13 protein-coding genes are annotated in these 18,357 nt (G+C 59.2%); 7 read left to right on the top strand and 6 right to left on the bottom strand.

Going from position 1 to position 18,357, the window contains the following annotated elements; translation table 11 throughout:
• Positions 1–64 precede the first annotated feature (64 nt).
• The 3 genes from F4X41_09930 to mftG all read right to left on the bottom strand — a co-directional run bounded on the left by F4X41_09930 (position 65) and on the right by mftG (position 3,992).
• Positions 65–1,066 (bottom strand): phosphotransferase, encoded by a 1,002-nt coding sequence (locus tag F4X41_09930; protein MYB17326.1) that lies wholly within the window; start codon positions 1,064–1,066, stop codon positions 65–67.
• Positions 1,067–1,070: 4 nt separating this feature from the next.
• Positions 1,071–2,354 (bottom strand): aspartate aminotransferase family protein, encoded by a 1,284-nt coding sequence (locus F4X41_09925; GenBank protein ID MYB17325.1) that lies wholly within the window; start codon positions 2,352–2,354, stop codon positions 1,071–1,073.
• Between the two features lie 72 nt (positions 2,355–2,426).
• Positions 2,427–3,992: a mycofactocin system GMC family oxidoreductase MftG gene (gene mftG, locus F4X41_09920; protein ID MYB17324.1), complete on the bottom strand. Its 1,566-nt coding sequence runs from the start codon at positions 3,990–3,992 to the stop codon at positions 2,427–2,429.
• Positions 3,993–4,270: 278 nt separating this feature from the next.
• Here mftG and F4X41_09915 point away from each other — a divergent pair, with 278 nt between their 5' ends.
• The gene (locus tag F4X41_09915) at positions 4,271–5,020 is read left to right on the top strand and encodes a VOC family protein (protein ID MYB17323.1); all 750 of its coding nucleotides are present in this window, start codon (positions 4,271–4,273) and stop codon (positions 5,018–5,020) included.
• 120 nt (positions 5,021–5,140) lie between these two features.
• On the opposite strand, the gene F4X41_09910 is transcribed toward F4X41_09915, so the two are convergent.
• Together F4X41_09910 and F4X41_09905 are read right to left on the bottom strand one after the other, a co-directional pair.
• A complete protein-coding gene (locus F4X41_09910) occupies positions 5,141–6,553 on the bottom strand; it encodes a sulfatase-like hydrolase/transferase (GenBank protein ID MYB17322.1) in 1,413 nt (470 codons plus the stop codon).
• Between the two features lie 151 nt (positions 6,554–6,704).
• Positions 6,705–8,099: an amidase gene (locus tag F4X41_09905; protein ID MYB17321.1), complete on the bottom strand. Its 1,395-nt coding sequence runs from the start codon at positions 8,097–8,099 to the stop codon at positions 6,705–6,707.
• A 199-nt stretch (positions 8,100–8,298) separates the two neighbouring features.
• Between F4X41_09905 and F4X41_09900 the strand changes: the two genes are divergently transcribed.
• The 3 genes from F4X41_09900 to F4X41_09890 all read left to right on the top strand — a co-directional run bounded on the left by F4X41_09900 (position 8,299) and on the right by F4X41_09890 (position 11,344).
• The gene (locus F4X41_09900; GenBank protein ID MYB17320.1) at positions 8,299–9,252 is read left to right on the top strand and encodes an ABC transporter ATP-binding protein; all 954 of its coding nucleotides are present in this window, start codon (positions 8,299–8,301) and stop codon (positions 9,250–9,252) included.
• Positions 9,249–10,040, top strand: coding sequence for a hypothetical protein (locus tag F4X41_09895; protein MYB17319.1), 792 nt, complete (start codon positions 9,249–9,251; stop codon positions 10,038–10,040). Before F4X41_09900 ends, F4X41_09895 begins: the two co-directional genes overlap by 4 nt.
• Before the next feature lie 95 nt (positions 10,041–10,135).
• Positions 10,136–11,344, top strand: coding sequence for a hypothetical protein (locus F4X41_09890; GenBank protein ID MYB17318.1), 1,209 nt, complete (start codon positions 10,136–10,138; stop codon positions 11,342–11,344).
• Positions 11,345–11,574: 230 nt separating this feature from the next.
• Here F4X41_09890 and F4X41_09885 read toward each other — a convergent pair whose 3' ends face one another.
• Positions 11,575–12,288, bottom strand: coding sequence for an SDR family oxidoreductase (locus F4X41_09885; protein MYB17317.1), 714 nt, complete (start codon positions 12,286–12,288; stop codon positions 11,575–11,577).
• Between the two features lie 1,238 nt (positions 12,289–13,526).
• Here F4X41_09885 and F4X41_09880 point away from each other — a divergent pair.
• The 3 genes from F4X41_09880 to F4X41_09870 are packed head-to-tail and all read left to right on the top strand — an operon-like array spanning position 13,527 to position 17,084.
• Positions 13,527–14,720 carry a DUF4297 domain-containing protein gene (locus F4X41_09880; protein MYB17316.1) on the top strand — a complete coding sequence of 398 codons (1,194 nt, stop codon included), beginning with the start codon at positions 13,527–13,529 and terminating at the stop codon, positions 14,718–14,720.
• Positions 14,710–15,225: a hypothetical protein gene (locus F4X41_09875; protein ID MYB17315.1), complete on the top strand. Its 516-nt coding sequence runs from the start codon at positions 14,710–14,712 to the stop codon at positions 15,223–15,225. The genes F4X41_09880 and F4X41_09875 overlap by 11 nt, the downstream gene beginning before the upstream one ends.
• Before the next feature lie 2 nt (positions 15,226–15,227).
• Positions 15,228–17,084 carry a hypothetical protein gene (locus F4X41_09870; GenBank protein ID MYB17314.1) on the top strand — a complete coding sequence of 619 codons (1,857 nt, stop codon included), beginning with the start codon at positions 15,228–15,230 and terminating at the stop codon, positions 17,082–17,084.
• Positions 17,085–18,357 lie beyond the last annotated feature (1,273 nt).

The following is an 18,357-nucleotide window of genomic DNA, read 5'->3' as shown; positions in this document are numbered from 1 at the left end:
ATTTCGGCGTTTGGAGTCATCCCCTCCGGGGGTTGGCGCCGAGTCGGGACCGAGGCAACGAAGGTCAGAAACCGAACGCCACCACGCTTCGACAGGCCTCGTCAACCAACTGCGGGATCGTCGCGCCGCGACCGAGATCGGGACGTTCCCACCGCCAGCCGATCGACGCCAGGCTTCTGATCACCAGGAAAAGCGGGATTAAAGCCACCGCTTCGTCGCTGATCGGCCGCAAGGACCGGTATCCGGTCAGCAACGCCTGCCGGACCTCTTCAAAACCGGGCTCCCCCTCGAGTTCCCACAGCACCGTCGCCAGTTCGTACTGGTGCCAACCGAAACCAGCATCGTCGAAGTCGATTACGTGCAGATCGCCGGATGCGGTTACCACGAAGTTCCTGGGGTGAAGGTCGGAGTGAATCATCGAATAAATGCCGGGATCCTTACCGTAACCGCCCAGGTAATTGGCTACCCCATCGCGGGCGCGGAGCAGTATTGCGCGCTGCTCTGGGCGCAGGACCGGCACGTCCCAGAACCGACCCCAGAACGGGGACTCGCCGACAAATCCGGGCACGTCGAATTCGTGACGGACGAATCCCGGCGGCGGTGACCAGAGGCTGGCCTGGTTGTGGATCCTTGCAGCGATGCGGCCGATTTGCTCAAAGCGGGCCGCGATCCGATCGGGGTCGGATTCGAGCTCGATCTCGTCATCCAGGATCTGGCCCTCGGTCCAATCGATCAGGCCGACGAACCGCGAGGACTCCCCGTCGGGGGTCGGGACTTCCGCGTAAGCGCGACCGTCCAGGGTCGGGCGGCCGACCGACACGCTGATGCCGGCATCGGCGAGGGCCCGTACCCACTCCAGCTCAGATTCGAGCTCGGTCAGCGAGTGGTAACCGGGGCGGTGAATCCGCAGCACGTATGCCCGCGAATCCGGCATCTCCAGCCGAAACACGCAGTTCTCGGCGTTGGCGACCAGTTCAATGCGGGCGGGTTTGAGTCCCCAGTAGGGCAACGCGCGTTCGGCAATGGCGTGGAATTCGGCCGCGCCGAGGTTGGTCGGTTCAGGCAAGTGCTCAGGTCGGCTTGCTGACGGCGGCCGCGAACCCCTCCAGAAAAAGGTCGGCGTGTTCGCGCTCAAACACCAGCGGGGGTCGAACCTTCAGCACGTTGCCGTGCTGTCCGGATCGTCCCATCAGAAAACCGGACCGGCGCAGCCGATTCATGATTTCCTCGGCCCCGTCTGGATCAGGGTCCTTGCTACCTCGGTCCTTGACCCATTCGATGCCAACGAACAGACCGTGGCCGCGCACCTCGGCGATAGCCGGGCAGTCCCTGCCGATGGCGCGCAGCTGCTCTCGCAGATAAGATCCGATCTCGGCGACGCTGGCGGTAAGGTCTCGCTCCTCGATTTCGTCGATCACCGCCTGTCCGACCGCGGCCTGTAGGGGGCTTGAGGCGAACGTGTTGAAATAGCGCGTCTTGGATCGGAATGCGTTGACCAATTCGCCGGAGGCGGCCACGCCGGCAAGCGGCAGGCCATTCCCCATCGGTTTGCCCATCACCGCGACATCGGGAACAAAGCCCGAAGTCTGATAGCCCCACCATTGGCCGGTGCGCGCGAACCCGGCCTGCACCTCATCACAGATCAGAAGTCCGCCGGCGGCCCTAACCAATTCGGCCGCCCGGAGCATGAATCGGGGCGGAATGTCGGGCAGACCCTCGTTGGCCAGGATCGGACAGAACAGCGCCCCGGCAAACGGCACTCCATCGGCGGCAAACCCTTCGATCTGCTCCTGCAGCAGTTCGAGATAGGCATCGGTTAACGCATCGTCGGCCAGACCATCACGGACCGGCCGGTAGCGCTGCGGTGTCGGAATCGAGCGGTATTCGGGGTTTTCCTGTTTGCGCAACCGGGTCAGCTTGCGCACCTCGGTGGAGTTGCCGTGATAGGCGGCGTCAGTGCAGACCAGGCCCTTGCCGCCGGTCGCGGCGCGCGCCATCTGGATCGCTACCTCGTTGGCCTCGGTCCCGCTGCAGGTGAACACCACCGTCGTGATCGGATCGGCGTGCAACCCGGTCAGGCGCTCAGCGTAATCGAGGACGCCCTCGTGCAGGTAGCGCGAGTGGACGTTGAGGGTTTCCGTCTGGCGTCGCATCGCATTTACGACACGGGGATTGGCGTGCCCCACGCAGGGCACGTTGTTGTAGACGTCGAGGTAGCGCCGCCCATCGGCGTCATATAGCCAGACACCCTCTCCACGCACGATGTGGACCGGATCCCGGTAAAACGTGGTGACGCCGGTGCCAAGCAGCAATTCGCGGCGAGCCAGCATTTCGGCGGTAGATCGCTTACTCATAAACAGCCATGGTCGGAAAAAATCCCGCTCGGGTCCCTTGCAAACCTACGTGCGCCGGCGCCGGGAATCCGGCTAGCTTTCGCCGCGAATGATTGCGGCAATGCGTTCCCCAATCATCATCGTCGACAGATTGGTGTTTGCCCTCACGCAATCGGGCATGATCGACGCGTCAGCCACCCGGAGTCCGGCGATTCCGTGTACCGATCCGGTATGGTCGACCACCGCTCCGGGGTCGGACGAGGGACCCATCTTGCACGTGCTGGAAACGTGGTGGCTGGTCCGGATGTTGCCGGAGATCCAGGCATCCAGCGAGCCGTCGGAGACCAGGTCGGCGCCGGTCGGGTTCAAAGGACTCTCAATAACTTCGGCGTAAGAATCCCACTCGCCAAACCTGGCACACAGCCGCACTCCCTCGCGCAGGCGCCGTCGGTCGGATTCTTCAACCAGGTAGTTGTAGTCCAGCAGCGGTTTGTCGTGGGGATTTGCCGAGCGCAGCTGCAGATGCCCGCTGCCTTCGGCAAGATACAGCGCAACGATCATTCCCATCCCGATTGGCTTGCCGGTGGTTGAGAGGTAGAAACTCCGATCGGTCACGTAGGAAAACGCGTGGATGAACATGTCGTTGCGCAACGACGAACCTGACGCGGTGTACTGCAATCCAACCTGCATCGTCGGCGACAGCGGATCGAGTCTGTGACCGGGCCGGGCCAGCCAGTCCAGCTGCACCTGCGGGTGGTCGCGCAGGTTGCGGCCGACGCCGGGAAGGTCGTGGACGACCGACACGCCGGCCGCCGCCAATTCGTCGGCCGGCCCGACACCGGAGAGTTGCAGGATGTGCGGTGAACCGATCGATCCCGCCGAGAGGATCACCTCTTCGGCCTGCACCTCGAACAGTTCGCCGCCGCTCTCGACCAGCACTCCGTGGGCACGCCCGTCGGAGATGAGCACCCGGTGAACGTGGCAATTGGCCCTGATCGTGAAATTTAGGCGATGCCGGGCCTGCGGCAGATACCCGACCGCGGTGCTGTAGCGGATTCGGCCCGGGTTGTTCATCGGCATTGGTCCGACCCCGGTCGACCCGGGGTCGTTCAGATCGGGGCTGTGCGGGAATCCGGACTCGCGCGCCGCGGTGTAGAACGCGAGCTCGTCGGCCAGCCACTCTTCCTCCGGCCAGCGACGGGCGATGATGGGTCCGCTGGCTCCGTGGACATCGGTTTCACCGTAGTCGCGGTCGGATTCGACCGCCTTGAAGTACGGCAGGACGTCCTCAAACGCCCAGCCCTCGTTTCCGGCCGCCGCCCAACTGTCAAAGTCCTCGGGAATACCCCGCAGAAAAATCTGGGCGTTCACCGCCGAAGATCCACCGACCACCTTGCCGCGCGGAATCATGATCGCCGGGAGGTCGTCGGTGGCCCGAGCCTCATATTCCCAGTTGTACGGACTGTCGTAGCCGAACGCTTTGGCCCAGATGTTCTGTTCGCCGTAGCCGTACTTGATCTCGTCCGGCAATTGCTCCAGATCCGGATAGTCGGGGCCGGCTTCCAACAGCAACACCGACCTGTCCGGGTCCTCCGAAAGCCTGGTAGCCAGCACCGCGCCGGCGGAACCGGCGCCAACGATTACGGTGTCGTACCTGATCTTGGAAGCCTCCTGTAGTCACCGCGCGGGAATTAGGGCAGAGATCCTGTTGGGGGGAACTGGATTTTGGCCGGAGTATGACGCCTGAATCATCACGAAACGCGAAGCGGCCTGGCTCCGATCGAAAGCTGGACGAAGCCGGGTGGCATCGTGCCTCGCCAGGAAGTTGATCATCGCGCGCTGCTCGGGACTTGCGGGACCTATGAGTCGGATTCGCGTTGCGATCGCGCCGCAACCCCGAGCGCGGTACTCTTGCACCGTCAGCGGAAGGGACGGCAATGGAAAACATCGTAGTGCACTGGGAGCTTGGATCCCACGACCCCGAATCTTTGGGTCAGTTCTATGCGGGACTGTTCGGATGGCGGATCGAACCGCAGGAGACCATGGACTACCATGTCGCCTACACGCGCAGCGAGCGCGGCATCAACGGCGGGATCATGCGGGTCGAAGAGGGGATACCCCCTTACCTCGTCTTCTACGTGGTGGTCGAAGACCTGCAAGCGACCCTGGACCGGGCCCAGCAACTGGGCGGGCAAACTGTATTCCCGCCGACACCTATTCCCGGCGTTGGAACGTTCGCGCACATCACCGATCCGCAAGGGTTTCTCATCGGAGCAATCGAGCCCCCGCCCGATTGGGACGAACAGGCCGCCGAACAACAGCGCAAAGAGGAGGGTGGATTGCCGGTCATGCACTGGGAAATTGGCTCCGGCGAGCCCGCGGAACTGCATGCCTTCTACACTGCGCTCTTTGGCTGGACAATCGACACCGACACACCGCTCAACTACCCGATGGTGCGAACCGGTGGTGCAGGTGGAATCGACGGCGGGATTTACGAGGCCGAGGACCCCGACCACCGGTTCCTGACGATTTACGTTCAGGTGAACGACCTCTCGGCGACGCTCACGAAGGCCGGCAGTCTTGGCGCCAGTTACGTGGGGGAGATTGCGTCCGTTCCAGGGATCGGAAGGTTCTCGATAGTCGGTGACCCGGAGGGACGTTTCATCGGCGTCATGGAGGAGGAGTGATCCACGAACCGGATTGCGTGGATTACTGAGGTAAACCGACCGCTGCGTAAAAAGGGGTTTGGCAGAACGATTGACCCCGTGGACCAGACTCACCGTTGAGAGGTGAAGAAGGAACCTGGATTACGGATTCCCCGGAGTCCACGGACCGCTGCCGGAAAACGCGCAACCGGCGCGAATCAGATTGCGCTTTTGCTGCGAGAGCAATACGCGGGAAGTTACCTCCTCGGGGTCAAACCTCGCCATGGCGATGGCCCGCATGCGCTGCAATACCTTGGCGTAGGCCGGATTTGAACTCTGGTCGTTCAATTCGACCGGATCGGCACCCAAATCAAACAACTCCTCCGGCTCCCCGTGGTAGTAGTTGTACTTGAGATTGCCGGCCCGCACCATTCGGCATGCTGACCAGCTTCCGTCGGCCAGGAAATCAGAAATCACCAACCCCTCGCCCTCGACGGCTTGGCCTTCGGCCAACGGCAGCAGGCTATTGCCGGTCCAGTGATCGGGCGCGTCGGACCCGGCCGCGTCAACGATCGTACGCGTCAGATCCACCAGCGACACGGGCTGGGCCACGCGCGTTCTGGGTGGAATTCGGTCCGGCCAGCGGATTTGCAACGGTACGCCGACCGAGTTTTCGTAGAAGTTGTGCTTGTTCCACATGCCGTGCTCGCCGGCGCCCTCGCCGTGGTCGGATGTGTAGACGACCACCGTTTCATCGGCCTGCCCTGATTGGTCGACTGCATCCAGCAGCGAACCCAGGCACGCGTCGGTGTAGCTGATCAACCCGTAGTAGCCGGCCCGGGCCCGGGCCGCCAGCTCAATTGGGACGTCCATGAACGAGAACCATTCGGCCAAGCGGCGGTTGTGCGGATGCAGATCGTCCTTGTGGGCCGGAACCTCGGGCAAGTCGACGTGGTCCGGAAAGTAAAGGTCCCAGAACTTGGGCCTGACCACAAACGGGTAGTGCGGTGTTATTAACCCGACCAAAAGAGCCCATGGACGTTTGGAACCCTGCCGCGAGCGGATGTAGGCGCCGGCCTGAGAGGTGGCGATTTCGTCGTATGCCGAATAAGGGTGCTCGCCCGGGCCGACCTCTTTGAACATGGACAAGTCGGCGGCGGCGGTTTCGGTCAACCATCCGGTCCAGTTGGCGGCCAATTCCGGGCTGGAATCGCCATGCACGTCGGAGAGGATGCGGCGCTGGAATCCGTGCAGCTGGTCTGCCCCCTGGAAGTGCATCTTGCCGGATAAGACGGTCTCATAGCCGGCGGCATTGAGCAGATGGGCCCAGGTGGGCAGATCGCTGTGCAGGACGGTCGCGTTGTCCCAGGCCTCCACGTCCGGCACGTACTGACCGGTCATGAAGGAAGCTCGCGAGGGGCCGCAGATCGGCGAGTTGCAGTAGGCGTTCTCGAACGTAACCCCTTCATCGGCCAGGCGTTGCATGCTGGGGGTCCGGATGAATTCGTGACCGTAGGGCGAAGCGTAGCGGCGCGCGTGCTGATCGCTCATCACGACCAGGATGTTCGGCCTCATCGGATCGGGCCCGGCCAAACCGGACCGGGTTTCCCAACGCGCGCTCGGTGGCAGATGGTGGCCGTTCTCACTTGCCGCTGTGCGGGCGTTTGCAGCCGGGCCCGGTCGTTCCACGGGGGCCCGACCGACATGGATGCGCCTCCCGACGCGCCTACAGCGGCGGCCGTTGCCAGCCGCCCAGCGCGTCCTCGACCCGTTGCGCCAGAGACAGCGCTATGTCTTCCCGCCAGGGCCTGGCGACTATCTGCACGCCGATCGGCAAACCGGTGCTGGACGCACCCGCCCGAACCACCGCCCCGGGCCAGCCGGTCACGTTGTAGACCATCGCGTACATCGAACCGTCCTTGTACCTGGGCGTGTTGGAAAGGCCGTGCGCAATCGACGGGTGGGCATGGGCCGGGCACAGCACCGCATCGAAGTCGTCCATGAAAGCCAGCATCTGGCTCCTGAAGCCGTCAATCCATACCAGGTTCTCGGCCAACTCGGCCGGTGACAGGCTGTATTCGCGCTGAAAATCAATCGCCTGCTGCAGGAGCGCGTGCGATCTGGTCGTCCGGTTCGCCTCGAGGGTGCGGCTCAGCTGGTCACCGCTCATCGCGGCGTTGAACGCGTGAATCTGATTCCTGATCGAATCCAGGCAGTCGGGCCGGGCCTCGGCGACCGCGATTCCATCGGCTGCGATTGCGGCCGCCGCGCTTCTTATTGCGCCGGCGACGTCAGAGGTGACCGGGACCTCGGGCAGGGCGGTGTAGTACGCCACCCGCAGACCTGCCGGATCGACATCGGCGGGACGCTGCAGGGACACGGGAACCGTCGTCGGGTCCCTGCCGTCGGGCCCAGCCAGGATTGGCAATGCAAGGGTCAGGTCCTCCACGAACCGCGCCATCGGTCCCAGCTGCCACAGGTGGGAGAAACCTCCGGCAAATGACGGGAAGTGGCCCGTTCCGGGAACGCGTCCGGAGGTGGGTTTGATCCCGGCGATTCCACAGAAGTGCGCCGGCCCGCGAATGCTCCCGCCCACATCACTGCCAACTCCCAGTGGGGATTGACCGGACGCGATCGCGGCCCCCTCCCCGCCGCTGCTGCCGCCCGGATGTCGTTCAGGGTCGTAGGGGTTGTTGGTTCTTCCGAAGACCAAGTTGTCGGTCTCTCCGGCCGCGGAAAGCTCGGGCATGTTGGTCTTGCCGATTACGACCGCGCCGGCACGCTTGTATCTGGCCACCACCGCTGCGTCGGCGCCCGGAACGAATCCTGAGCGACCTAACGTACCTCCGGTCGTGGTTACCCCGGCGGTTTCAACGGCATCCTTGATCGTCACCGGAACACCGTGCAGCGGTCCGGCCACTGTTCCGCGAGAAAGGGCCGTATCAAGTTCGCGGGCGCGGTCGAGGGCGGAGTCCGCAAGCACCAGTACGACCGAATTGAGTACCGGGTTCACAGCTTCAATTCGGTCCAGGTGAGCTTGGATCACCTCGACCGAGGAAACCTGGCCCGCCCGAATCATTCGCGCAAGGGAGCGCGCGGACTCAAAAACCAGTTCGTCCACCGAGATTGCCGCTCATTGGGAGATTTAGCCCATCATCGCACCCCTTGATTGGCGATTTCGAGTCCTTTCTCCACAGATGGGAATCATGAATTGAACGTTTACATAGACTTGGCACCCCAATGCACGCCTGACCGAATCGCAGGTGGCAACCCGGGAATCCTTGTCCCCCTCCTGATAGGCGCGCCTGGAGTGATGGAACATTTCCAGCGCCGGAGGATTGCAGTTGCAAGGCCAGCTTGAACGCGCGGTCATTTGCGCGACGCGCATAGCCAAGCAATTCGGCAACGTCGCGGCTGTGGATGACATTTCCTTCGAAGTGCGACGCGGCGAAACGTACGGTCTGCTGGGCCCGAACGGCGCTGGGAAGACGACGACCATGCGAATGGTGAGCGGTCTTTCGCCGCTTACCTCTGGAGCGTTGACCGTCGCGGGCATCGATGTCGCCCGCCAGGGACGGGAGGTGCGCAACGTACTCGGCGTTGTAACCCAGCAGGACGGTCTCGACACCGACCTGAACCCCAGGAACAACCTCATCGTGTACGGCTACATGACCGGGCTGTCCCGGTCGGAGGCTCGCCGTAGGGCCGATGCCGTGCTGATGTACTTCGATCTCACCGACCGCGCCGGCGACGAAATCGACAACCTATCCGGCGGCATGAAACGGCGCTTGGCGATCGCCAGGGCATTCATGACCACGCCCCAGGTCATCGTGCTGGACGAACCCACGACCGGCCTTGACCCGCAGGGACGCAACCGTGTCTGGCAGGAGCTGGAAACGATGAAACAGGCCGGGGTCACGATCCTGATGTCGACCCATTACATGGACGAGGCATCCGCTTTGTGCGACCGACTCGCGATCATGAACGACGGCAAGATCCTGGCCGAAGGGGCACCGGACGAACTGGTCAACAGTTACGCCGGCGATGAAGTGGCTCTGGTTCGCACCTCTAATAGCTCGCGCAAAGACGCGATTGACTGGATCCGAAATTGCGGCCTCAACTACCGGGAAGCCGGCGCCGTGATTACGGTTACGGCCGCCAATGGGGGGCGCCCGGACCTGTCTTCTCTTGACGGAGTGCGAGTTTCGTATCGCCCCGCCAACCTGGAAGACGTTTTCCTTTCGGTGGCAGGGAGAGGGTTGGCGGACGAATAGTGGCCGCAGCGCAAGGCAGCTACATCGCGGGCGTCAGGCCCCGCAGCATCGCGGGGATATGGTTCCGGCATGCCCTCGTACTAAGGCATACGTGGTTAACCGCCATGTCCTGGTACTTCCTCGAACCCTTCGTCGCCCTGATCGCCGTTGGCATCGGTATTGGGAGATTGGTACAGGACGTTGAAGGGATACCCTACGCGATCTTCCTTACTCCCGGTGTCATCGCTGGGTCGGCGATGTTCCACGCAATCTTTGAGTGCTCCTGGGGCGCATTCTTCCGCATCCAAAAAGGCGTATTCGAGACGACGCTTACCGCCCCCGTCAGTACGCGCGAATTGGCTCTGGGGGAAATTTCCTGGGCCGTGACCAGGGCGATTATTACGGCCGTATGCGTGGGCGCGGTCGCTGCCGCGATCGGTTGGATCGAATCCGTATATGGCGTGGGCGTGCTGCTTGCCGCGGCCCTGATCGGGGTGCAGTTCGGCGCGCTGGGATTGATTTTTGCCGCTTTGGCCCCGAATATCCACGTCCTGTCGCTGACGTTCACGGTCGTGGCGTCTCCGCTTTACTTCTTCAGCGGAGCGTTCTATCCGATATCGGCGTTGCCGGATTGGGTTGAACCAATTGCCTGGGCCGCACCGCTCACGCCCGCCGTGCATCTGGCACGCGGGTTCACCACCGGCAATCTGGAAATGTCGCACCTGCTGGCGATCGTCTACATGCTGGTCCTGAGCGCCGTCTTGATTCCCATAGCAGCGACATTGCTCCACCGTCGCTTGGTCAAATGACCCGTGCCCGGACAGGGACGAACCGGGGAAGCCCATACGGATCTGAAGAGCGCGCACGGAGGCACATGTATCGGGCCGAATTGGGGCGAAAAAGCATGTTCTTGGACCAGGCCCCAATTCTTCGCCTGAGCTCAGTCGTGCTGTGCGTGATGCTGGCCGCCGCCCTTTCATCGTGCGCCGATTCGAACCAAGATCGTGACGGGGAAGTCCAAGCGCGCAGCCAGGTGGATTCGGGTGCCGGACTTGGGAATGGACTCGAATTAGGAAGTCAAACATCGCTGCCGGTCTACACCGACCAATCCGCCGTTGATGTCCGGTCGGACGGTCCCGACGAAGAGTCTCAGGAATCTCGGACGAACGCTCAATCGATCAGTCCAGCCAAGCCCGCCAAAAGTCAATGGCCTAAAGACGAGCAAGCCTTGGCGCTGAAGGGCCAAGTCGCAGCGAGGACCGCCGCGCTGGCAGAGCATTTCGGTGGGTCGGTCCAATTCGTGGAACATCCCGGGCGCGATTTGCCCTCGGTACTGATCCTCCCGCAGCAATTTGTCGACGGCGAAACGCCGCTTATCGTTTCTCTCCACGGATTCGGCGGGAATTCGGCAGATCACGCCGAGTATGTGCCCCTCCACGAGCGGGTCAACGACGCCGGGTTCGCTCTGTTGCTGCCGAACGGATTGCCCGATGACGAGGGGAACCGGTTCTGGAATCCGACTGACCGATGTTGTGCGGGCGGCAAAACCGGCGAGGACGACGTCGCCTTCCTTTCTCAAGTCGTGGCATCGGTCATGGACGTCAATGAGTTCGGGCCGGTTTATTTCTTTGGTTACTCCAATGGCGGATTCATGTCGTACCACATGGCCTGCAAAGGACTCCCTGGATTGCGCGCAGTCGCCAGTGTTGCCGGTACGAGTTACGTTGAAGACTCAAGTTGCGAAGGAGCGCCGGCCGTTTCGGTGCTGCACATTCACGGCACCGAGGACAGCGTGATCAGATTTGCCGGCGACGAATCCGAGCGGTCGCAAACAGGCGAGGATGAGCGGGCGTTTTACGCCGGGGCCAGGGAGATGGTTGTGCGTTGGAGCGACCGCGCCGGTTGTGGCTGGCTCGAAGGCACCAGCGCATACGCTTCGCTCGACGTGGACCAATTCGTACAGGGGGCAGAAACCCAGGCTTTTAGCCTGGAATCGGTCTGCAACCAAGGAATAGAAATCGAATTGTGGGTCTCCGAGGGCAGCGGCCATTCAATGGTTTTCACCGACGCATTCATAGATGCGTTACTGGAATGGCTGTTGTCGCAGAAGTAGCCAACACATTTAGAACTTAGTCCCGCGATCGGGACGTTTTAACCCAACCGGGGTGCGCGTAAGGGTCTGCGCCTCCGGAAATCGGCGGGCAATCCGACCTACTGCTGCCTTAAGGCGTCAGATCAACGAATACCTCAATGACGTCAACGCAAGTGACTTTGCTTCGAGCGGGGTATTAATTGGCACCTAGGGGACATGCCCCCCCTCCTAATGACTGGCTGGACCTGCGGTCAGTCGACTTCCCGAGCGTTCAACTCGACCGCGGCACCATTGATTCCCGAGCCTTCCGCAGAGGCGAGAAAAACTATCGCGTTCGCGAATTCCTGCGGCGTGGCAGCCGCTGCGAATTCATCCGGACTAAGGTACTGCCGAGCCCTTTCCGTGCCGATGCCGCCCGCCACCAAACAGTTGGCCACGATGCCGCGATGCTTGTAGTCGCGCGCTATGCCCTTGGTCAACGTAACGATCGCTGCTTTCGTCGCCCCAAACAGCGCCCTCCCCGGCGCCGGGTCGACTGCACTGCCGCCGGCAATCGTAACGATGTGCCCGCCTCCAGCCTCGAGCATCGGCGGCAATACCGCTCGCGCCAGGTTGTAGGTCGTATACAAACTGCCGAGCACCAACTCTTCGAGTTCTGCCAGGGAGGTCTCGGCAAAGGGACTTTGCCGGAAGGGTGTTTGCGCCAACGTAGTCATGGAGTCGAGCCGCCCCCAGCGCTCTAGCGTTGAGTTGACTGCGTCCATGGCCGCGTTCGGCTCGGACAACTCGGCGATGACGGTGTGAACCGCTTCGCTACCAGGTATCACCGCGAGGGCCGCCCGCAAGCGTTCCGGGTCGCGTCCGGTAACCGTGACTGCATAGCCGGCTTCTAGGAATGCACCAACAACTGCCGGGGCGGTCCGGGCGGTCCCGCCGCCGATCAACACGGTTCGATTTGGAGTCATCCTCCGCCCCTTGCTTTGACTGAATCCCCATCATATGAGTCATTGGGCGGCGTAGTGGCGCTTCCGCTGACAACCGATGCGATTCCAATTCGCGGCGCCGGGACGACTAACCAGGATGCAATTAGTTCTTAGGCGGTAAACGTTGCAAGCTTGCGGGAAACGAGAAGATCAAGCCTGCCTGGGCCGGCGTTCTTTAAAAACTGCAATCGGGCGAACTTGAGGTCCGCTGTCAGCCGCAATTCCATTGCTGTACACGGAATTTTGTCAAACATTTGGCTGACATTAGTAATAAGCACGGTTATATCCAATTCAAATTCGATATGGAAATGCTCCAACAACACGCTTAAATGGTCACCGTCTTGTAGCTTCGTTTGCCACTGCCTGTCCCGCTCAAAATCAACCTCATGAATTGTGCGGATTCAAGTCGCCATTCAAAAGCGCAACCCCGGTGCGATGCAGCTGTCGGTCAGGCAACGGTCGCGCTTTAACAGAAAACCGCAAATGAATTAGTCAACTCGGTTCCCTCACAAGGAACTACAGTCGATTCACGGCTAAGCAACCCCCAGGGCCTCCCAAAGGAAAGTTAATTGGATTTGAGATTTGGGCGGAGTCGACCGCATATCAATTTGAAAACTTCCCTCACCAAATGGGTTTGGCAATTGAACAAATCGACCGAATTCACGTGCGGTTTAAGCGGCGGGTTTATGCGGCGAGTTCAGCAAGTTTGGACTTCACGCGCTCGCAGTGAATAAGCGACTCCCCCAGAACATCGAACCCGGCCGTCCGTTTGACTTCGCCGTAACTGAGCTGAGTCGGTGCGGCGGCACATGGAAACCGCGTGCGGGATTGCTCCCTTTGTCGGTAACCGTCCCCTGAAGCGTGGACGTGCCTTCGTACTCACACTCCCTGCCGCGGGCACGCGTTGGATACGGCTCCAGTTCTTTGGGATTGGTCAATCGCGCCAAAAATGTATTCCGTTCAAAGGCACATATGACAATAAATCGAGCAAGGCCGCAGGTTTGGTAGCATCGCTCGGCCGAACGGCCTCAGTTGGCACTCTGGATAGAAGAATCGGTCAGAATTCTGACGCAATCGCATGGATGGTGGTCCATGGTAATTCATCATCGTCGGCATTGATGGTTCTGGCGGTCTAGGTTGAACCTTTATTCAATCTGGTTAGATGAATTGATACCTCGCGGAACTGACGTTGAACTGAACGCACAAAGCGATCTTCCAAGATCGCTGTCGAATGCAAATCGTCTTGGTCAAGGTCATGTGCCGGCGTGATATCGGACGGGGACCATGGCAGCGAAACGATTGCGAGATTTCGCTATCAAGCAGAAGTGACTCTTCCGTTCTGCGTGTCGGCATTGTTGGGCGAAAACGATATCGTGGCAGTCATTCCAGAATATCTGGAGGACATCGCCTTAGAAACTAAGACCGGATGGCGGTTTCTACAGGTAAAAAGCCGCAACCCGGAGCGCGGGCTGTGGACGGCGTCTGCCCTTTTCGCCAAGAAAAGTGGAGCACTACGCTCGCTCTATCGCACCTATTTGCTGACCAGAGGTCAAGATCATTCGTTGGAGCTTGTACTGGAAGGAGCGGTGAAAACGGGTAACGAAATTGGCGCCCTTCGCCCCCAACAAGACCGCTCTCCGCTCGTACCGATGGTCATGACAAAGCTCCGGGCAACCCGCGAATCGGCAGAGGATTTTTTGCGTAGAGTGACACTCAACGAGAGTGCAGCCCATCGAACTGACATTCACGCGACAAACGCGCGGTTGTTGCACCAACATGCTCCGTCTCTAACCCATCCCGAACTCGAGGCTTTGCATGAGTCCTTGCTAAACGAAATCGAGACGCGGATGCAGCGCCAACGATTGAGTGCGGCTTGGCCGCGAAGCGTCATTCACCCAGAGAGCCGCTCTGGCGTAACGGAAGAGAGGATCCAGGCAAAGAGATTGGATGCTGAATGCCTTCCTGGCGTCGCCGAAGTGCTACGCAGTTCGGGAATTCCTTTACTCAAACGATTCGTAGAAAAGGGTGGCGGGCCAGTCTCTGTGCTCACTCAAAAGCTCATATTGGGAGGAGCCACCCCGGAGCTAATCGAACGTGCGCGCTTTTTGCAGGCCAATGCTCGCCACCATCGCCTATCGCGCTCGGCGCAGAATCTCACCGCCGTTGACGCTTTGGTCGTTGACTTGGAAGAACGCATTCATACACATGCAGCCACAGCGGCGGCAATGCACGGTTCGTCACCGCATCCGGCTATTGGGATGTGGAATCATTTGCTCAACACTTTCGGCACCCAAGCCGCGGCCATAGATCGTCACAAACTAGTCCGCGCAGATCCAATGCTCTTGATGGGCGAGGGATGCATCTTGTCTGACAAATGCGTGTTCGGTTGGGGGGAGTCAATCGATGTCCCTTGACGAATTCCAACCGTCACTTGACGCTGAAGCTCGGCTGCTGCTGCTGATAGAGGCATTCAGTCGGGGCAACAGGGTGCTTGAGGGCCGCACCAAGCTCGCCAAACTCGATTTTCTAATCCGTTACCCTAGCTACTTCACTCGGGCACTTCAGATCAGGCGGCCGGAATTGTCGGGCGCACTGGAACAATCTCAACCAGACTTGGAATCGCGTATGGTTCGCTATCGGTACGGTCCGTGGGACCCGGCTTACTTCGCTGTCCTCGGCAGATTGATCGGAAAAGGATTGGTGCAACCAGCTCCTTTCAATCGCGGTATTGGCTATAGGGCGACGAATGAGGGGCGCGCAATCGCGGTCGCCATAGGTGACGAGGCGGCATGGCGAGACACCGCCGATCGAATCAAACTGCTTCGACGGCACTTTGATCTATCTGGAACCAACCTAAAGAATTTCATCTACCGGCATTTCCCCGAGGTGACTCGCGCGACTTGGGGAGAGTCGCTGTGAGGGTGCAAGTAAACGAAATCAGGTTAGAAGGCGCGAATCGTTCTATCGCCTTTTTTCCGGGCCTGAATATCATCACGGGGCCTATCGCCTCCGGGAAGACAACGCTAGTCCGCTACCTCCGCTTCCTACTTGGAAGTTCACTAAAACGCCCTCCTTCCGAAGCGAGAAGAAATGTATTCGCGGTAACTGGTTCATTGGAGCTTGCCGACAGGACGTACTTAGTCATGAGGCCAGCCGTGACTACTAGGAATGCACGCGTCGAGATTGCAGGCGGTGACGAAACATGGAGGTTGCCAGCATCTGAATCGCCTGATGGCAACACTTACTTGAATTGGTTGCTCGCGCGATTGAATCTCCCGCGGATCGCCGTCCCTTCCGCACCAACGCGGCCCGATTCGGATCCAACTCCAGTCAGCATCAACGACTACCTCTTGTACTCATATTTGGCGCAGAACGAATTGGGGTTTTCGGTATTTGGTCATCACGACACACACAAGAACATAAAGAGGAAGTATGTCTTTGACATCACATATGGTTTCTACGATCTCGATACAGCACGGATACAGGAACGCATTCGAGAAGTTCAAGGTCAACTGAGGGAAATACGTTCTCGCCAAGCTCTTTTTGACACTTTCTTCGAAGGTACAGAGTTGGAGAACAGGGTACGAATCGAGCACGAACTGAAGGAAGTGGAAGATGAACTTGGCCGTGTCGAGGGTGAGGTTCTGGCATTGGCGGAGGTGCCTAGGAAGACTGAAGATACTGCGCAACTGCAGAGCGAAATCCTGGAGCTTGAGAATCTCTCCGCTCAACTCCGGGCGGCGATCGATGCAGAAAAGCGATCGCTCAGCAACTTGGAGGAACTCGCAAAGCAACTTGAAGCGCAGTCCGGCAAGCTGACTCGATCAGTCGTCTCGCACAAGCACTTGACGGATCTCGAGTTTGTCGTGTGCCCGCGCTGCGGTTCTGAACTCGCCTCAAGCAGGCAAGCCGAGGACGCTTGCTACCTGTGTCTCCAAGAACCCTCGCTTGAGTTTTCGCGCGAGATATTGATCTCGGAACTAGGAGCCGTCGAGCAGCAATTGTCCGAAACTCAAGATCTTTTTCGAGAGCGCGAGGCGCGAACCGTCGTCCTGGAACGTCAGTTGGAAGAATCGGGTGGTGAGCTTGTCAAGAAGCGGCAAGACCTTGACTTTCAAACAAAGAGCTACGTCTCCGAGCAGGCAGCAATCATCGCTGCTGCGTCGGCTCAAAGGGCCCGACTGTACGCTGAGTCCGAAAAACTGAAAGAGTACTTGAACGTTCTCGCGAAACTCGATGACGCCCAGTTATTGGAAACTCAACTCAAATTCGAACGAGATTCCCTTCAGCAGGAGCTTGAAGCCGCGTTGGCGGAGACCGCCGACAGTTATCACAAAGTGGACCATCTCAAAAGCCGATTCAACGAGATTCTGGAACGGCTGAGGCCGCCAAAGTTTGGAGAGAAAGAGTCTTCGGACATTGATCGCAATACGTATTTGCCTGTCTACTATGGACGGCCATTCGCCGAGGTCAGTTCACCAGGTTTGGCGACGCTAATCAATGTTTCCCACGCGTTGGCCCACCACCTTACAGCGTATGAATTGAACCTAAAGCTTCCGCAGATCTTGATCATCGATGGATTGAGCGAACACCTCGGACACGAAGGGCTGGATCCACAACGATTGGAAGCCATCTATGACTTGTTGATTGAGATTTCGTCGACCCACGCTGAGATCCAAGTCATTGTTGTCGACAACGAGGTACCCGAGAGGGCTCGCCCTTACGTACGCCTCGAATTGTCCGAAGATGATCGGCTGATCCGAAGTTCTCAAGAGTAGCAATTTGGCCGGTTAGATTCCACGAAATCCGTGTGCGACGAAATCAATAAGTGAAAGTCCGGAAGTCGCCTATTCAAGACTCGCGTACCGAAGCATCGTGGGCATGGTCGTCTGAAATCCAAAAGTGATTACGCCCAACAAGTGGAAACAAATGCTGATGCCTTGGTTCGGCTAACAAACGGAGGACATCTACCCACTGTCAACCGGGAACGAAGCGTGCTCCATCGCAGCACCGTACCGATGCCAGGGCCATCCACAAAAATCAATCCTCCGGGCAATTGCCAGGGACGGCTTGACCGACAACATGTCCCCGACACAAATGTTTCGTTACCTTCTTTCGGCGTGATTCTTCGTCCCTTACCCACCACAGTGAAAACAATGCCTTAAGCCGATTTGTAAATTTTCACGCCTGCAAGTGATTCCGGCCAAACTGTTGGATTAACGGCAATGGTTCAACTCGTAATGATTGAAACGTGTCCGCCTTTTTGCGGCCAGTACATTCAACATAATGAGATTTATGTTCAGTTCATGGGCTTGGGTTGTCGCACGAATACCGTGCCCGGGTCGACTCCTCTGGATTTGAGTATGTACCTAGATATGCGAACGTGATCGCTAGCTGAACCGTGTCCATCAATCCACAGACCCTTTACTTGAATGGGGTCAATGAATCGACTTCCATCTTTGCGCTCCGGCCGTACGTGGACATAATGCGTGCCACGGGGAGACGTTAGCGGGCAATCCACTAGAGCTAACCGCCGCGTTTCAACCAACCACGCAATCACGCTTCGCACCAGTTCCCGCCAGCGTCTGATTCTTTTTTCGGAACTGTCGGGGAACTTCAACGATTGCGGTGCGCGCTGATGGGCCTTTGGCGACACCTCGCTCAATGCCAATAGATCAGGGCCTGTCTCGACAACGGGTATTCGCGGACCAGGCGGTTCTGGCGGCAACTCTACATCAATTGGATCGCCAGTGCTGAAGTTTGCTCGCCAAAACCAGAGCATTGTCATAGTCGTTCGCTGCGAAGCACTTGAGATGCTGAAATCCAACAGTAGTTTTTGATCCAGCGGGACCGGTTTGTGCGTTTCATATACACGCCACTGGTCTCCGTCAGTTACAGCAAAGTACTTGACGCCATGGGTTAGGCAGTAATTTATAGATTGTGAAATCCCATCCAAGACGTCCCGGCCTAGTCTTTTTGCCTCTACGATGACAACGTGTCAATGATCACCACCTATAGTCCACTTCGCCAACACCTTTAGCCCACCCATGT

The organism is Chloroflexota bacterium, assembly GCA_009840625.1.
Classification (GTDB): Bacteria; Chloroflexota; UBA11872; order UBA11872; family VXNJ01; genus VXNJ01.
This window is presented reverse-complemented; position numbering and strand designations above follow the sequence as displayed.

What these genes read in the sequence shown, in the direction of transcription:
- F4X41_09875 (MYB17315.1), top strand. Translation starts at nt 14,710, where the DNA reads ATGTCCCTTGACGAATTCCAACCGTCACTTGACGCTGAAGCTCGGCTG.
- F4X41_09915 (MYB17323.1), top strand. Translation starts at nt 4,271, where the DNA reads ATGGAAAACATCGTAGTGCACTGGGAGCTTGGATCCCACGACCCCGAA.
- F4X41_09925 (MYB17325.1), bottom strand. Translation starts at nt 2,354, where the DNA reads ATGAGTAAGCGATCTACCGCCGAAATGCTGGCTCGCCGCGAATTGCTG.
- F4X41_09885 (MYB17317.1), bottom strand. Translation starts at nt 12,288, where the DNA reads ATGACTCCAAATCGAACCGTGTTGATCGGCGGCGGGACCGCCCGGACC.
- F4X41_09910 (MYB17322.1), bottom strand. Translation starts at nt 6,553, where the DNA reads ATGAGGCCGAACATCCTGGTCGTGATGAGCGATCAGCACGCGCGCCGC.
- F4X41_09890 (MYB17318.1), top strand. Translation starts at nt 10,136, where the DNA reads ATGTTCTTGGACCAGGCCCCAATTCTTCGCCTGAGCTCAGTCGTGCTG.